The following is a 16001-nucleotide window of genomic DNA, read 5'->3' as shown; positions in this document are numbered from 1 at the left end:
GAGGAGTTAAACATGACAAAAAAAATTGTAACACTTTCTGGTGATGGTATTGGACCTGAAATCATGGCAGCAGGCCTTGAAGTTCTGGATAAAATAGCTTCAAAAATCAGATTTGATTACGATATTGATGCTAAACCATTTGGTGGTGCTGGTATTGATGCCGAGGGTCATCCACTTCCTAAGTCAACTTTGGATGCTGCTAAATCAGCAGATGCTATCCTCTTGGCTGCAATTGGTGGACCTAAATATGACAATGCGCCAGTTCGTCCTGAACAAGGACTTTTGGCCATTCGTAAGGAGTTGAATCTCTTTGCTAATATCCGTCCTGTCCGCATCTTTGATGCTTTGAAACACTTGTCACCTCTTAAACCTGAACGTATTGAAGGTGTTGACTTTGTCGTTGTACGTGAGCTTACAGGTGGTATTTACTTTGGTGAACATATTTTAAAAGAAGATAAGGCTCGTGATATCAATGATTACTCAGCCGATGAGATTCGTCGCATCATGCGTCGTGCCTTCAAGATTGCCCAAGGTCGTGGTAAGAAAGTCACTAGCATTGATAAACAGAATGTCTTGGCAACTTCTAAATTGTGGCGTAAGGTTGCCGATGAAGTTTCTTTGGAATTTCCAGATGTAACCCTTGAACACCAACTCGTTGATAGTGCTGCCATGATTATGATTACCAACCCAGCTCGTTTTGATGTGGTTGTGACAGAAAACCTTTTTGGGGATATCTTGTCTGATGAATCAAGTGTCCTTCCAGGTACTCTTGGTGTTATGCCATCAGCCAGTCATTCAGAAAATGGTCCAAGTCTTTATGAACCAATTCATGGTTCAGCACCTGACATTGCTGGTCAAGGTATTGCCAATCCGATTTCAATGATTTTGTCAGTAGCAATGATGCTTCGTGAAAGTTTCAATGAAACTGAAGGGGCAGAATTGATTGAAAATGCTGTTGATAAGACCTTGAATCAAGGCATCTTGACACGTGATTTGGGTGGTCAGGCATCTACTGCCGAAATGACAGCAGCTATCATTAGCAATCTCTAACATCATGACACTAAAACAAGTGTTACTTTCTGTTTTGTTGGTATGGAATATCGTTGTTTTATGTGCTTATGGGCTTGACAAACACAAGGCTATTCGACATAGGCGGCGAATTTCTGAGAAGACATTATTATTTCAAACCCTTATTTTGGGTGGTATTGGTGCTTCTCTCGGTGGGGCTGTGTTTAGACATAAGATTAAGAAATGGTACTTTAAGCTTTGTTGGCTTTTGGGCCTGCTAAATGATTTTGTTATGTTATATCTCATCTTAACAAAACTTTCGGATTAGTTTATCCTTAGATAATAATTGGAGTATTTTATGAGCGGAAAATCAATTTTCGATAAACTTTGGGAACGCCACGTAATTACAGGTGATGAGGGGCAACCTCAACTTATGTACGTGGACCAACATTATATTCATGAAGTGACTAGTCCTCAAGCTTTTCAAGGTCTTCGTGATGCTGGACGTAAAGTAAGGCGTCCAGATTTGACTTTTGGGACCTTTGACCATAATGTTCCAACTGTAAATATCTTTGATATTAGAGATGTTATTTCTAAGGCACAAATTGATAAACTTGCTGAAAATGTCATTGAGTTTGGTATTGACAATGCGCCACATGGTTCGGATAAGCAAGGAATCGTACATATGGTTGGTCCAGAAACAGGACGTACGCAACCAGGTAAGTTTATTGTTTGTGGGGATAGCCACACAGCTACCCACGGTGCCTTTGGAGCTATAGCCTTTGGTATTGGAACGAGCGAGGTTGAGCATGTCTTTGCTACACAGACACTTTGGCAAGTCAAACCTAAAAAGATGTTGGTAGAATTTACTGGGAAGCCTCAGAAAGGCATTTATTCAAAAGATTACATTCTCGCCTTGATTGCTAAATATGGGGTTGCTTGTGGAGTGGGTTATGTTGTAGAGTACCGTGGTGAGGCAATTGACCATTTGACTATGGAAGAACGCATGACAATCTGTAATATGTCAATTGAATTTGGTTCGAAAATGGGAATTATGAATCCAGACCAAACAACATATGATTATATGCGTGGTCGAGAATGTGTTCCTGAGGATTTTGATGCAGCAGTAGCTGACTGGAAGACACTAGTTAGTGATGATGATGTAGAATACGATAAAGTCATTCGTATGGATGTTTCTGAGTTGGCACCAATGGTCACATGGGGAACTAATCCATCTATGGGAGTAGATTTTGATACGCCTTTCCCTGAAGTTCGAGATATGAATGATGAGCGTGCATACCATTATATGGATCTTCGTCCGGGTCAAAAAGCAGAAGACATTGATCTTGGGTATATCTTTATTGGGTCTTGTACTAATGCTCGCTTGAGTGACTTGCAGTTGGCAGCCAGATTTGTTAAAGGTAAGAAGATTGCCCCTAATTTGACAGCTATTGTGGTTCCAGGTTCTAGACCTGTTAAACAAGCTGCAGAGAAAATTGGGTTGGATAAGATATTTAAAGATGCTGGTTTTGAATGGAGAGACCCAGGATGCTCGATGTGTCTTGGAATGAATCCAGATAAAGTGCCTGATGGGATCCACTGTGCTTCGACAAGTAATAGAAATTTTGAGGATCGACAGGGGTTTGGAGCAAAAACACACCTTTGCAGTCCTGCAATGGCAGCGGCAGCAGCTATCGCCGGACGTTTCGTTGATGTTCGCCAAATGCCAGAAGTACAATAAGGAGGAAACATGGAAAAATTTACCATTTATACCGGTACGACAGTTCCATTGATGAATGATAACATTGATACCGACCAGATTCTTCCCAAACAGTTTCTCAAACTGATTGACAAAAAAGGTTTTGGAAAATATTTGATGTATGCTTGGCGTTATAAAGATAACAAATACACTGAGGATCCTGATTTTGTTTTTAACCGACCTGAATATCGTAAAGCAACTATTTTAATAACAGGTGATAATTTCGGTGCAGGTTCATCTCGTGAACATGCTGCGTGGGCCCTAGCTGACTACGGATTTAAAGTTGTTATTGCAGGTTCCTTCGGAGACATTCACTATAATAATGAACTTAATAATGGGATGTTACCAATTGTTCAACCGATAGAAGTACGTCAAAAATTGAAACAATTAAAACCTACTGATGAAGTGACGGTAGACTTAGAACAACAAAAGATTATTTCACCGGTTGGTGAGTTCACTTTTGAAATTGATGGTGAATGGAAACATAAACTTTTAAATGGATTAGATGATATAGGGATTACCCTGCAGTATGAGGATTTGATCACCGAGTACGAAAAACATCGTCCAAGCTATTGGCAGTAATAGTCTTATATTTTCGAATATTCCGAAAATTGCTTGCCTGATAGCTATGAACATGATAAAATATATATATTATAAATTAGATGGAGAACACACATTATGACTAAACATGTCCAATGGGATGGTAACCTTAACCAAGAAGGTTTTGAAATTCTTAAAGGTGAAGGTGGATGTATCGTTACACCAACTAAAGTTGGTTACATTATTATGACTAGCGATAAAGCTGGTTTGGAACGTAAATTCGAAGCTAAAGAACGTAATCGTAACAAACCAGGTGTTGTTCTTTGCGGAAGCATGGATGAGTTGCGTGCATTGTCACAATTGACTCCTGAAATTGATGCTTTCTATCAAAAGCACTGGGATGAAGATATTCTTCTTGGATGTATTCTTCCGTGGCGTGAGGATGCTTACGCAAAACTCCAAGCATTTGGTGATGGACGTGAAGAGCTTATGACTGATGTACGAGGAACATCATGTTTCGTTATTAAATTTGGTAAAGCTGGTGAGCAAATTGCCAAAGAAATGTGGGAAAAAGAAGGTAAGATGGTTTACGCTTCATCAGCAAACCCTTCAGGTAAAGGTAATCGTGGTAAGGTTGAAGGTATTGGTGAACGTATTGAAAATGCTGTTGACCTTGTCATCGAAGCTGATGAATACGTTGCGTCAATTCAGCCTGATAAAACTGTTGAAACACGTTATGAACAAGGTGTTATGGTATCAATGGTTGATGCAGACGGTAAATTAATTCCTGAACAAGGTGAAGGAAGCCGTTCAGTAGAACCATGTCCAGTAGTTATCCGTAAAGGTCTTGATATAGATAAAATTATGATGCACCTTTCAGACCACTTTAATTCTTGGAACTACCGTCAAGGTGAGTATTATTAAGAAAATAATGTCTTCAAGAAAGCAGGACCTCTGGTTCTGCTTTTAATATGCTTAAAAACTTGTGATATAATACTATTTGAATAGGTTTCTTTGATTTTTTTAGAAAACTAAATTATTATTTGACAAAAAATAATTTTGAAAGGAGGCTCTCATGTTTGCCCAATTAGATACAAAATCAGTGTATAGTTTCATGGATAGTGTTGTAGATTTACCAAGCTATGTCAAACGTGCCAAAGAGCTTGGATACCAGGCCCTTGGTTTGATGGACCGTGATAATCTCTATGCTGCCTATCATTTTGCGCAACTGGCTACTAAAAATGGATTACGTCCCTTGATTGGTATGGAAGCAAATTTAGTCTACGAGGGAAGAATGATTGCATTTCGTCTCTTAGCTAAAAATAATCAGGGCTATAAAAATTTGATGAAGTTGGCAACAGAGCTCTCCTCGGGACAAGGTGAGTTTACGGCTTTATCCAACTATTTGAATGAGATTGCGCTTATCCTCCCCAGTGAAGAGTGGGAACCAGGAATGGCGTTTGAATCAGATGTCTTTATTGGAGTAAGACCAGAAGATGCGGGTAAAGAGTTTGATTATCCTGTCCTACCTTTACATACAGTACGTTACTTTGATAATGTAGATCGCTCGACGATTCAGATGTTGCATGCCATCTCACAAAATGTTTCCTTGTCAGAGGCCTCTATTTGTCCTATGAATCAGCTTCTTTTCTCGCCTCAAGAAATGGAAAGTGCATTTAGTGATATTCCAGATGCTTTAAACAATTTGGACCAACTGGTTTCAGACATCACTTATCAATTTGACACAGAACTGAAGCTTCCCCGTTTTAATCGTGACATGCTGGCAGTTGATCAATTACGTCAATTAGCCCAAGATGGCTTGGAAACTAAAGAGTTAACGGCCTCAGTTTATCAGGAACGTTTAGACAAAGAATTAGCAGTCATCCATCAAATGGGCTTTGATGACTATTTCTTAATCGTTTGGGATCTCCTTCGTTTTGGACGTAGTCGTGGTTACTATATGGGAATGGGGCGTGGGTCCGCAGCTGGTAGCCTAGTTGCCTACGCTTTGGATATAACAGGTATTGATCCTGTTAAAAATGACTTGCTATTTGAGCGTTTCCTAAATGAAGAACGGTATACTATGCCAGATATTGATATTGACTTGCCTGATATCTATCGAAGTGAGTTCCTACATTATGTGAGAGACCGTTATGGCAGTATGCACTCTGCTCAGATTGTCACTTTTTCTACCTTTGGAGCCAAGCAGGCAATTCGAGATGTTTTTAAACGTTTTGGAGCTAAGGAATTTGAACTGTCCCAACTCAGCAAAAAGATTTCTTTTCGTGATAATCTAACCTCTGTCTATAAGAAAAATATGTCATTTAGGCAATTGATTAATCAGAGACCGGAATTCCAGAGGGCTTTTGAAATTGCCAAGGCAATTGAAGGACAGCCTAGACAGACTTCCATCCATGCTGCTGGTATTGTAATGAGTGATGATGACTTAACAGAACACATCCCTCTAAAAGCCGGTGAAGACATGATGGTTACCCAATACGATGCCTCTGCCGTAGAAGCCAATGGTCTTCTTAAGATGGACTTCCTGGGGCTTCGCAATTTGACCTTTGTTCAAAAAATGAAGGAAAAGTTGGAAGAAGAGCAAGGAGTCGTCATTGATATCAAGTCGATTGATTTAGAAGATTCGCAGACACTCGCCCTTTTTGCCAGTGGTAAGACCAAGGGGATTTTTCAGTTTGAGCAAGCGGGTGCCATAAACCTCTTAAAACGTATAAAACCCTCTCAATTTGAAGAAGTGGTTGCCACAACCTCTCTTAACCGTCCAGGAGCCAGTGATTATATAGACAATTTCATCGCTCGTAAATATGGAAAGGAGAAAGTAGATCTGATTGATCCTGTTGTTGCTCCTATCCTTGAGCCAACTTATGGTATTATGCTCTATCAGGAGCAGGTTATGCAGATTGCTCAGGTGTTCGCTGGCTTTACACTAGGAAAAGCGGATCTGCTTCGTCGTGCCATGTCTAAGAAAGATGCCAATGAAATGTCTAAGATGTCTGAGGCATTTATGTCTGGCAGTCAACAATTAGGACGTAACCCACAAATTGCTGAGCGCCTCTTTAGTATGATGGCTAAGTTTGCCGGATATGGTTTTAATAGGAGTCATGCCTATGCTTATTCAGCTTTAGCTTTTCAATTGGCTTATTTCAAAAGCCACTATCCTCAAGTTTTCTATGACGTTATGCTGAATTACTCGTCTAGTGATTACATTAAGGATGCTATTGGAAATGGCTTTTCTTTGGCTAGACTGGATATCAATAGAATTCCATTTCATGACAAAATTTCAGATGGCAAAATTGTTTTAGGTCTAAAGACCATTAAAGGTTTTCCTAGAGATTTTGCTCTTTGGATTATTGAAGATCGAAAGGAAAATGGCAAATACGTCTCTATCGAAGACTTTTTGACACGTATTCCCAAGAAATATCAGAAAGTAGAGGTATTGACACCTTTAGTCAACATAGGCTTGTTTGATATCTTTGAAACGAATCGTCAGAAAATCATTGGAAATTTAAGTAACCTCTTTACTTTTGTCAATGAGTTAGGCAGCTTGTTTGCAGAGTCGTCCTATTCCTGGGTGGATTATGACGATTATAGTCAGATAGACCGTTATAATATGGAACAGGAGTTACTGGGTGTTGGTCTTAGTCCTCATCCCTTACATTTGGCTCAGAAAATGGCTACGCACCCTTACCAGCCCATTTCAGATTTGACAGTAAATAGTAAAGCCACAGTATTGGTTCAACTAGAATCAATTAGAATCATCAGAACAAAAAAAGGTGATCAAATGGCTTTTCTGAGTGTCTCTGATGGTATAAACAAGCTAGATGTGACGCTTTTTCCGGAAACCTATTTTTATCATAAGGATAAGTTAAAAGAAGGAGGTCTCTTTTATCTTGAGGGACGAACTCAGGAGCGTGATGGGAGAATCCAATTAGTTTTGGCGAATATGGAAGAAGCTAGTACGGAACGTTTCTGGATTTTACTTGAAAATCATGAAAAGGACTTAGAGATTTCCAAAATTCTAGCCAAGTATCCGGGTAACATTCCTGTTATCATCCGTTATCAGGAAAGTAAGGAAACAATAGCCAGTCAACGTTTTAGGGTGTCTGATGAGGTAGAATTGCAAAAAGAATTGGCCCAATATACTCTAAAAACAGTTATAAGATAAAAAACTGGTAAAACTTTTCAAATTTCAAGCTATTTAGAATTGTTTGTGTTATAATGATAATGTTAAATATATAAAAGGAGTATCAGGAATAATGAAACGTATTGCTGTTTTGACTAGTGGTGGAGATGCCCCTGGTATGAACGCTGCCGCTCGTGCAGTTGTTCTCAAAGCAATTTCTGAAGGAATTGAAGTCTTCGGCATTAACCGTGGATACGCTGGTATGGTTGAAGGAGATATCTTCCAACTTGATGCCAAAGGCGTAGACAACATCCTCAGCCGTGGTGGAACTTTCCTTCAGTCTGCTCGCTATCCTGAGTTTGCCCAACTTGAGGGTCAACTTAAAGGTATTGAGCAACTTAAAAAACATGGAATCGAAGGTGTAGTAGTTATTGGTGGAGATGGTTCTTACCATGGTGCTATGCGCTTGACTGAACATGGTTTCCCAGCTGTTGGTCTTCCAGGAACTATCGATAACGATATCGTTGGTACAGACTACACAATTGGTTTTGATACTGCTGTTGCAACAGCAACAGAAGCTATCGATAAGATTCAAGACACTGCTTTCAGTCACGGACGTACTTTTGTCGTTGAAGTTATGGGACGTAACGCTGGTGATATCGCTCTTTGGGCTGGTATTGCTGCAGGTGCAGACCAAATTATCGTACCTGAAGAAGAGTATGATATCAACGAAGTGGTACGTAAAGTTAAAGAAGGTTACGAATCAGGTGCTAAAACTCACCACGTTATCGTACTTGCTGAAGGTGTCATGGGTGCTGAAGAATTTGCAGCTAAAATGAAAGAAGCTGGAGATACTTCAGATCTTCGTGCAACAAACATTGGACACGTGGTTCGTGGTGGTTCACCAACTGCGCGTGACCGTGTTCTTGCTTCATGGATGGGTGCACATGCGGTTGACCTCCTTAAACAAGGTATTGGTGGTGTAGCTGTTGGTATCCACAATGAAGAGCTTGTTGAAAGCCCAATCCTTGGTACAGCAGAAGAAGGAGCTTTGTTCAGTCTTACTGAAGACGGTAAAATTATCGTCAACAATCCTCACAAAGCACGTCTTGACTTTGCAGACCTCAATCGTTCTTTAGCTAACTTGAAATAATAGCGGTTCTATTAATTATTGTTAATCCGTCGCTAATGCGACAAAAAATATAAGGGAGTTTTTATTTATCATGAATAAACGTGTAAAAATCGTTGCAACACTTGGTCCTGCGGTTGAAATCCGTGGCGGCAAAAAATTTGGTGAAGATGGTTACTGGGGTGAAAAACTTGACCGTGAAGCATCTGCTAAAAACATTGCTCAATTGATCAAGGAAGGTGCCAACGTTTTCCGTTTCAACTTCTCACATGGTGACCACGCTGAGCAAGGTGAACGTATGGAAGTCGTACGTATGGCCGAAGAACTTGCTGGTCAAAAAGTAGGTTTCCTTCTTGATACAAAAGGACCTGAAATCCGTACTGAATTGTTCGAAGGTGATGCTAAAGAGTATGCATACAAAACTGGTGAACAAATTCGTGTTGCTACTAAACAAGGTATCAAATCAACTCGCGACGTTATCGCTTTGAACGTTGCCGGTGGACTTGACATTTTCGATGATGTTGAAGTTGGTAAACAAGTTCTTGTTGACGATGGTAAACTTGGTCTTCGTGTTGTAGAAAAAGATGCTGAAAAACGTGAATTCGTCGTTGATGTTGAAAACGATGGAATCATCGCTAAACAAAAAGGTGTTAACATTCCTAACACTAAAATCCCATTCCCAGCACTTGCTGAAAGAGATAATGACGATATCCGTTTCGGTCTTGAACAAGGTCTTAACTTCATCGCTATCTCATTCGTACGTACTGCAAAAGACGTACAAGAAGTTCGTGCTATCTGTGAAGAAACTGGTAATGGACATGTTAAATTGTTGGCTAAAATCGAAAACCAACAAGGTATTGAAAACATTGATTCAATCATCGAAGCTGCTGATGGTATCATGATTGCACGTGGTGACATGGGTATCGAAGTTCCATTTGAAATGGTTCCAGTTTACCAAAAAATGATTATCACAAAAGTCAATGCTGCAGGTAAGATTGCTGTTACAGCAACTAACATGCTTGAAACAATGACTGACAAACCTCGTGCAACTCGTTCAGAAGTATCTGACGTATTTAACGCAGTTATTGATGGTACTGATGCTACAATGCTTTCAGGTGAATCTGCTAATGGTAAATATCCTGTAGAATCAGTTCGTACAATGGCTACAATTGATAAAAATGCACAAACTCTTCTTAAAGAGTATGGTCGTCTTGATTCATCAACATTTGGTCGTTCAAGCAAGACTGAAGTTGTTGCATCTGCAGTTAAAGATGCTACTAACTCAATTGATATCAAACTTGTCGTTGCACTTACTGAATCTGGTAACACAGCTCGTTTGATTTCTAAATACCGTCCAGAAGCTGACATCTTGGCAGTAACATTCGATGAAATTACTCAAAAATCATTGATGCTTAACTGGGGTGTTATTCCAGTAGTTACTGAAAAACCTGCTTCAACTGATGACATGTTTGATGTTGCTGAAAAAGTAGCATTGCATTCAGGTCTTGTAGAATCTGGTGATAACATTGTTATCGTTGCTGGTGTTCCAGTAGGTACAGGTGGAACAAACACTATGCGTATCCGCACAGTCAAATAATTTGAGTTTCTACTTAAATAGAAAGAAGGTCCTAGGGGTCTTCTTTTTTTGTTCAAAAACGAAGAACTTTGTATATTGCATTTTGATATTAGGCTCCCAGTATCAGTGAAGAATCACAGTCTTCAACATCATAATGATGGAAAGAAAGTCTATCTTGACAAAATAACTCTATATAATTATAATTATGTTTATAATCATATAGATGATATACTTCAGATACAAGTTACAAAAATAAGGAGGTATGGTTATGGCCACAAAAAATATTTATGTTGCAGAAGCAGATCTACACTTATTTGATGATGCTGCCAAGTACGCCGGAAGTGTTTCTGCCGCTGTGATACAGGCACTTCAGGACTTTCTAAGTGTTCAAGGCAACAAAAGCGAAGGATATGACAAGATTGAGTTAAATCTCTATGAAAAAGGGGTAAGAAGAAAGGTAATGTTCTATGGTATGGAGATTACTCGTGTAGAACGTCCGGTAGACGGTGGAATAAGGATTGACACGATTTATAAAACTGCAAAAGGGCAGCTTGCAGTGGCAACCAAGGTTCGCAAGGAGCTTCCGAATTGGGCGAAAGGAAATCCACACGTATGGGAAAACCCGCAGTCTTGGTCACATGATTTTTGGAATCTGGGGGACAGAGTGTTAAACGTATATCCGAACATAGAGAGCCTAAAGGAGAAGGATGCGTATCTTGCTGAGTGCTGCGAATCTTCTCTTTCGGAAAAGCCTTATGAGTTTTTGGATATTTAGATTAGGTATAAATACTAGATTTATAGAACTATAACAAGCAAATAATGAGATAGCTTTGTGTTTATATATCATATGGATTTCAGAGATGAAAAGAAGGAAGCTTTAATTAATATTGCTATGGTATATTTGTCTAGTGTTCGGGATTATCGTCTTTCTCCTCGCGGTTAATGTAAATCATGTTCAAAAATTGATATTAAAAAAAGCGGAGCGACTCTTAGACGAGTCTGTTCATACCGAAATTGTAGAATATCATTATTCCGTTGACGGGATTGAGATCATTTCTCAGCTTGTGATCAGCAAAAATTATTGAACCGCATATAAGGGCTACGCTACTAAGGGGCAATATATATACGAAGTAACCATACTAAGGGTGGTATTATTTTACATCATGGGCAGTAAGGGGGTATGAGATGGCGCTGATTACTAAAATCAAAGCCTATCGCGAACAGGCCGGAATAAAACAAATTTTAATATTTTTTCTATTTTGGGGGCAAAATCCTGACATCTACATCTAGTAACGCTATCCAGCATCACGTTCACAACTTGATGATATAGAGCTTTCTTGATATTATTTAGTTAAATATATTTTAAGTGGGGGTGAAAGGATGATTAACTTTTCTTGCAAATAATCTTAAAAAAGTAGCATTACCAGTATGTATGGTATTGTTGCGCCCATTGCGAGAAAGTTAAATTCTATTTATCCAGAATATCTTAGTAGCATCACTCTCATGGAGTGGTTCCATTTTGCTATGGTGAGCTGCAAGAATTAACTTTCTTGCGGCTCTGTTTTTGTTTTTTGTGGCTCTATATCTCTAGAGTCATTAAACTTCTTTAAAGATTTAGGGTTATTTTAGACAAATAGTGATTAGCTATTCGTTAAGTAAGTGAGGTTTTTATTCCAGAAGTGTGGTAGTTTAATCTTATTTAGTGTTGTTAACGATTTAGCTTTATTCGGAATGGATACCTTATGAAAAAATAAGGAATTTTTTGAATTTTAATAGTTTCCATAAAACTCCCATTTTGAAAACGTAATATCGAAAATAATGAAATCTTGATTTTCTTTTTACAGATAATTCTAAAAAATGATAGTTATACATAGGTATGGTAATATAACCCGGAAAAACATTATATTTATGCTGTATTAGCAATATTTGTTGCTTTTGATTTAAGATTAATTTAAAATATTTGAAAATATGAGCAAATATTCCCACAAATATTAGGAAATTTGTTAGAATGTATAACGATTAGTATTTTTGAATACTTTTAATCTCATTGAGGGGTGAGATACTTAAATGCATAAATGTGGAGGATTACCAAAGTGGGTAAAGATTTATTTAATGATCGAATTAGTCGATTTTCGATTCGTAAATTGAATGTAGGAGTTTGTTCGGTTCTGTTGGGAACTCTTGTTATGGTTGGTGTTGCAAATCAAGTTTCAGCTGATGAAACTAGCAACCAAACCCAAGTAGAAGATGTGACCAATACGACTGCAGTAGCAAGTGAAGGGACACAGTCTCAAAATACTGTTGCAACTCAAGCTTCGATGGAAGTCGCAAATATTTTATCTAGTTCTGAGGCAAATAGTCAGTCTCAAGCTGTTTCAACAGCTAGCCAAATAGTCTCTGAAGCATCAACGACACCAGCTTCTAGTGAAGCAACATCTCAGGCAGCTGTTTCTACTTCGGAGACATCAGCTAGTTCTGTACAATTTTCAAATAGTGTTGCTGGTACTGTGAATGTAGCTAGTAGCACGACTGGCGCTTCAACGACAGCATCTAGTTTAGCAGCCACTTCTGAATCACAAGCCTCAGCCTCAGCATCTGAAGCGCAAAATATGAACGTTGAAGTAGAGGCTTCTAGTAGTAACTCCCTTTCTGGAGGGGTTGAATCTCCAGTAGTGGAACAACCAGTAGTGACAGCTGAAACTTCTGGCAAACGTCGTAGTCGTCGTTCTATTGGTGATCCAAATGATCCAAACCTCATCGGAGATGATGTCCAAGATGCCACTTCAACTCCTAAAGAAGCAAAACCAGGTTTCACAACAAATATCAAAGCTACTGACTTGGCCAGCCAAATCTCTTGGTTGGACTTTGGTGATACAGCCAACTGGACTGGAACAACCACAACATCGAGTGGGAATCTTGCCCTTCAAGTAGGGTCTACCTATACCAAAGAAATCATGCCGGGCTATGTGGTAACCATCAAAGTTAAATCTTTAAAACCTTTCCAAGCGACAGAAATCTACAAAAAGCGCTTGGAAGACCGAGGAGCGACAGAAGCTGAAAAGGCTACCTATGACCCCAATGCTAGAAATGGTTATGTGAATGGGGCTACTTCAAATTATACCAAAGCAGCTTTCAGTGCTGGTGAAGAAGCCAAAGTTATTGCCGAAGCTCAAAACCAATGGACAGAAATACGAAAAGAAGGCATCAATACTGGTACTAAAAAACAACCATCAGTTCCGAGTTTGACGGTGGCAATATTGGGGTCCAGTTTGAAATTTCTGCGACCTTCCGTGGAAAAGTGGTCAAACCTGCCATTGTCATGGCGGATGGTGAGTCCGCTAACCCTGGTGAATTGGTTATGTTCACCACAAACGGAGAAGGTTGGCAACACATTGGGGAATGGTTAAAGAACAATAATAAAAATACGAAAACTTATATTCCACAAAATACAGATAATTTATTTGGTTCAAGCCCTTCCACTAATATAAATGGCATGAATCTCTATAGGACGAACCTTGACCAACTTCGACGTTCAAATCAAGTCGGACCGGATAAAAAAGCGGTTGCTTGGAAGTACTTTGGAAGTGCCGATTTAACAACTGGGGGTCTCGGAACAGGAGTGTTCGGGCCAAATATTTCTTCAAGTGATGTTGCTGTTCCCCTTGTTATGACCAAGGGGGCTTCTGAGATTGGTCTTTATATCGTCTCAGGTGGGAAACAGTCAGCTATGTTTGGATTCTTCCCGCTTGATGAAGGGGATGCACCAGAGTCTTATGGTAAGGCTATCCACTCTATCGCAACCGTTGATGGGATCACAGGTAAAAAAGTCAACCAACCTTATCTTGGTCACTTGAGCCCAGATATGGATGAAAACAATGCACTTGATTGGTTTGGTGATGACAAGGCAACGACAGCTGATGAAGGAATTGATCAATTGCTCCCAGCTGAGCTCAAAGGGACAACCAATGAGATGATCAAGATGGACCGTACGCATCCAGGGAACTACACCATCACTCTTGAAGCTCATACAGATGGGGCGCCTCAAGCCAATATTTATGGTTGGATTGACTTTAACCAAAATGGCACCTTTGATGAAGATGAACGTTCTGAGTTGGCTACTATTACCAAGGATGGTTCTGTTACTCTAAGATTCACCAAGAGCAAAACCTATATCGATCCAAGTGTCAATGAACTAGGCGTACGTGTCCGGATTGCTAAGGATGCTGTTCAAATCGAAAGCCCTACAGGAATGGCTTTCTCAGGGGAAGTTGAAGATTTCAGAACTCAGGTTACTCACCCACCAAAAGGAGAAGTCAAAGCAACGTCTGGCCTTCAAGGCGAAAAACAAACGGCAACGGTTGCCTTTACGGCTCGTGGTCTCTACAAGTATAGCCGTACAGCTGTAGCTCAGATTGACGAAACTGTTGCTCCTCAGATAGTGGACAACCGTACTGGTCAAGTCGTAACACCTGGAGCAGATGGCTATTATGCTGTGGCTGGTCAAGGGAAATATAAGATCACTCCAAACGGGACTTCAGTGGATGTTGAGTTCATTCCTGAAGATCACTTCCTAGGAACAGCGGATGGTATTTCGATCCGCCGTACAGATACCAATGGCTATGATACAGGTTGGTCTACTAAATTCCCTGACATGGAAGCTAATGTCGATACGGCCATCAATACCATGGACGGTCTTTACATCCCAACGGTTACTCCGAAAGATATTGAAGGCGAAAGCAAGACGTCTACCGATGTGCAAGGAGCAACCCAAACTGGTACACCAACCTTTAACGTAGTAGGAACTAACCTAGATGGTAATAAGGTTGCTATCACTCCAAGTGCGCTATATCCTGCTAAATTGGTAGACCCAGCAACTGGTCAACCGACAAATGCGCTTTCTGTTACGGTAGCAGGAGAAGGAACTTACACTATCGATGATACGACTGGTAAAGTGACCTTCGTTCCAGAACCTGGTTTTACAGGCAGTGCGAATGGCGTAACGGTGACCTTGTCTGCTCCTGTTGGACGAGATAAAGATGTACGATTCGTGATGAGTACGTTAAGACAGCGACTGCTAAGTACACTCCAACAGTAACACCAATTACGGCTACTCCTACAAATAAAGTTTCTGCAGATGTTCAGAACGTTCCTCAAACACAAACACCAACCTTTGATTTAAGTAATGACAAGACAGCTCAAATCACAAGCAAGAAATTGGTGGATCCAACAACTGGTCAACCGACTGATGATGCAACTGTAACTGTAGCGGGAGAAGGTAGCTATACTATCGATCCAACGACTGGAGCAGTTACATTTACTCCAGAAAAAGATTTTGTCGGAACTGCTAAGGGCGTGACCGTTCAAGCAACTGCAACCATTACTAATGAAAACGGTAAGACTGCAACAATCACATCGGATGCGACTTACACACCAACAGTTGTAGCAGCTGTTCCAACAGCTCAATCTGCTAAATCTAAGGATATTCAAGGTGCTACGCAAACTGGTACGCCAACCTTTGCTGGCACAACTGTTCAAGTCAACGGTCAAGATAAGGCTATTACCATCAAAGACAATAGCTACAAACTCTTGGATAAAGATGGGAACGAAGTAACCGGTACAACCCCAGCATATGCAGCAGACGGTACAACTGAAATCGGTAACTTCTCAATTGATCCAGCAACTGGAACAGTAACCTTCACACCGACTGATAAATCATATACAGGTGCTGTTACACCGGCTAAGGTTCAAGCTGAAAGCTCGAATGGTATCAAGGTGGCTACAACCTACACACCAGAAATCGTTCCAGTAAGTCCAACCGCAACACCAGCTGAGTCAACTGATATCC

General features: G+C 40.0%; 9 protein-coding genes and 1 pseudogene. All 10 read left to right on the top strand.

What is annotated here, in order from left to right; genetic code table 11:
* The first annotated feature begins 12 nt into the window (after positions 1-12).
* A complete protein-coding gene (leuB, locus tag HSISS3_RS05375) occupies positions 13-1050 on the top strand; it encodes a 3-isopropylmalate dehydrogenase (protein WP_021151981.1) in 1038 nt (345 codons plus the stop codon).
* A gap of 4 nt (positions 1051-1054) precedes the next feature.
* A complete protein-coding gene (locus HSISS3_RS05370) occupies positions 1055-1336 on the top strand; it encodes a DUF1294 domain-containing protein (protein ID WP_042766989.1) in 282 nt (93 codons plus the stop codon).
* A gap of 30 nt (positions 1337-1366) precedes the next feature.
* Positions 1367-2749: a 3-isopropylmalate dehydratase large subunit gene (gene leuC, locus HSISS3_RS05365; RefSeq protein ID WP_021151979.1), complete on the top strand. Its 1383-nt coding sequence runs from the start codon at positions 1367-1369 to the stop codon at positions 2747-2749.
* 9 nt (positions 2750-2758) lie between these two features.
* Positions 2759-3349 carry a 3-isopropylmalate dehydratase small subunit gene (gene leuD, locus HSISS3_RS05360; RefSeq protein ID WP_021145528.1) on the top strand — a complete coding sequence of 197 codons (591 nt, stop codon included), beginning with the start codon at positions 2759-2761 and terminating at the stop codon, positions 3347-3349.
* Positions 3350-3445: 96 nt separating this feature from the next.
* A complete protein-coding gene (locus HSISS3_RS05355) occupies positions 3446-4231 on the top strand; it encodes an L-threonylcarbamoyladenylate synthase (RefSeq protein WP_021145527.1) in 786 nt (261 codons plus the stop codon).
* Between the two features lie 151 nt (positions 4232-4382).
* Positions 4383-7493, top strand: a complete 3111-nt coding sequence (locus HSISS3_RS05350; RefSeq protein ID WP_021151978.1) for a DNA polymerase III subunit alpha — start codon at positions 4383-4385, stop codon at positions 7491-7493.
* Positions 7494-7584: 91 nt separating this feature from the next.
* On the top strand, positions 7585-8604 hold the full coding sequence (pfkA, locus tag HSISS3_RS05345; RefSeq protein WP_021145524.1) for a 6-phosphofructokinase: 1020 nt from the start codon (positions 7585-7587) through the stop codon (positions 8602-8604).
* Between the two features lie 70 nt (positions 8605-8674).
* The gene (pyk, locus tag HSISS3_RS05340; RefSeq protein WP_021145523.1) at positions 8675-10177 is read left to right on the top strand and encodes a pyruvate kinase; all 1503 of its coding nucleotides are present in this window, start codon (positions 8675-8677) and stop codon (positions 10175-10177) included.
* Positions 10178-10424: 247 nt separating this feature from the next.
* Complete coding sequence (locus HSISS3_RS05335) at positions 10425-10931, top strand: EXLDI protein (RefSeq protein WP_042771863.1); 507 nt, start codon at positions 10425-10427, stop codon at positions 10929-10931.
* A 1318-nt stretch (positions 10932-12249) separates the two neighbouring features.
* Positions 12250-16001, top strand: a pseudogene (locus HSISS3_RS05325) (CshA/CshB family fibrillar adhesin-related protein); the annotation flags it as partial.

It is taken from the genome of Streptococcus sp. HSISS3, from assembly GCF_000448605.1.
GTDB classification, from domain to species: Bacteria; Bacillota; Bacilli; order Lactobacillales; family Streptococcaceae; genus Streptococcus; species Streptococcus raffinosi.
The sequence above is the reverse complement of the archived record's forward strand: the minus strand, read 5'-3'. Positions and strand labels throughout refer to the sequence as shown.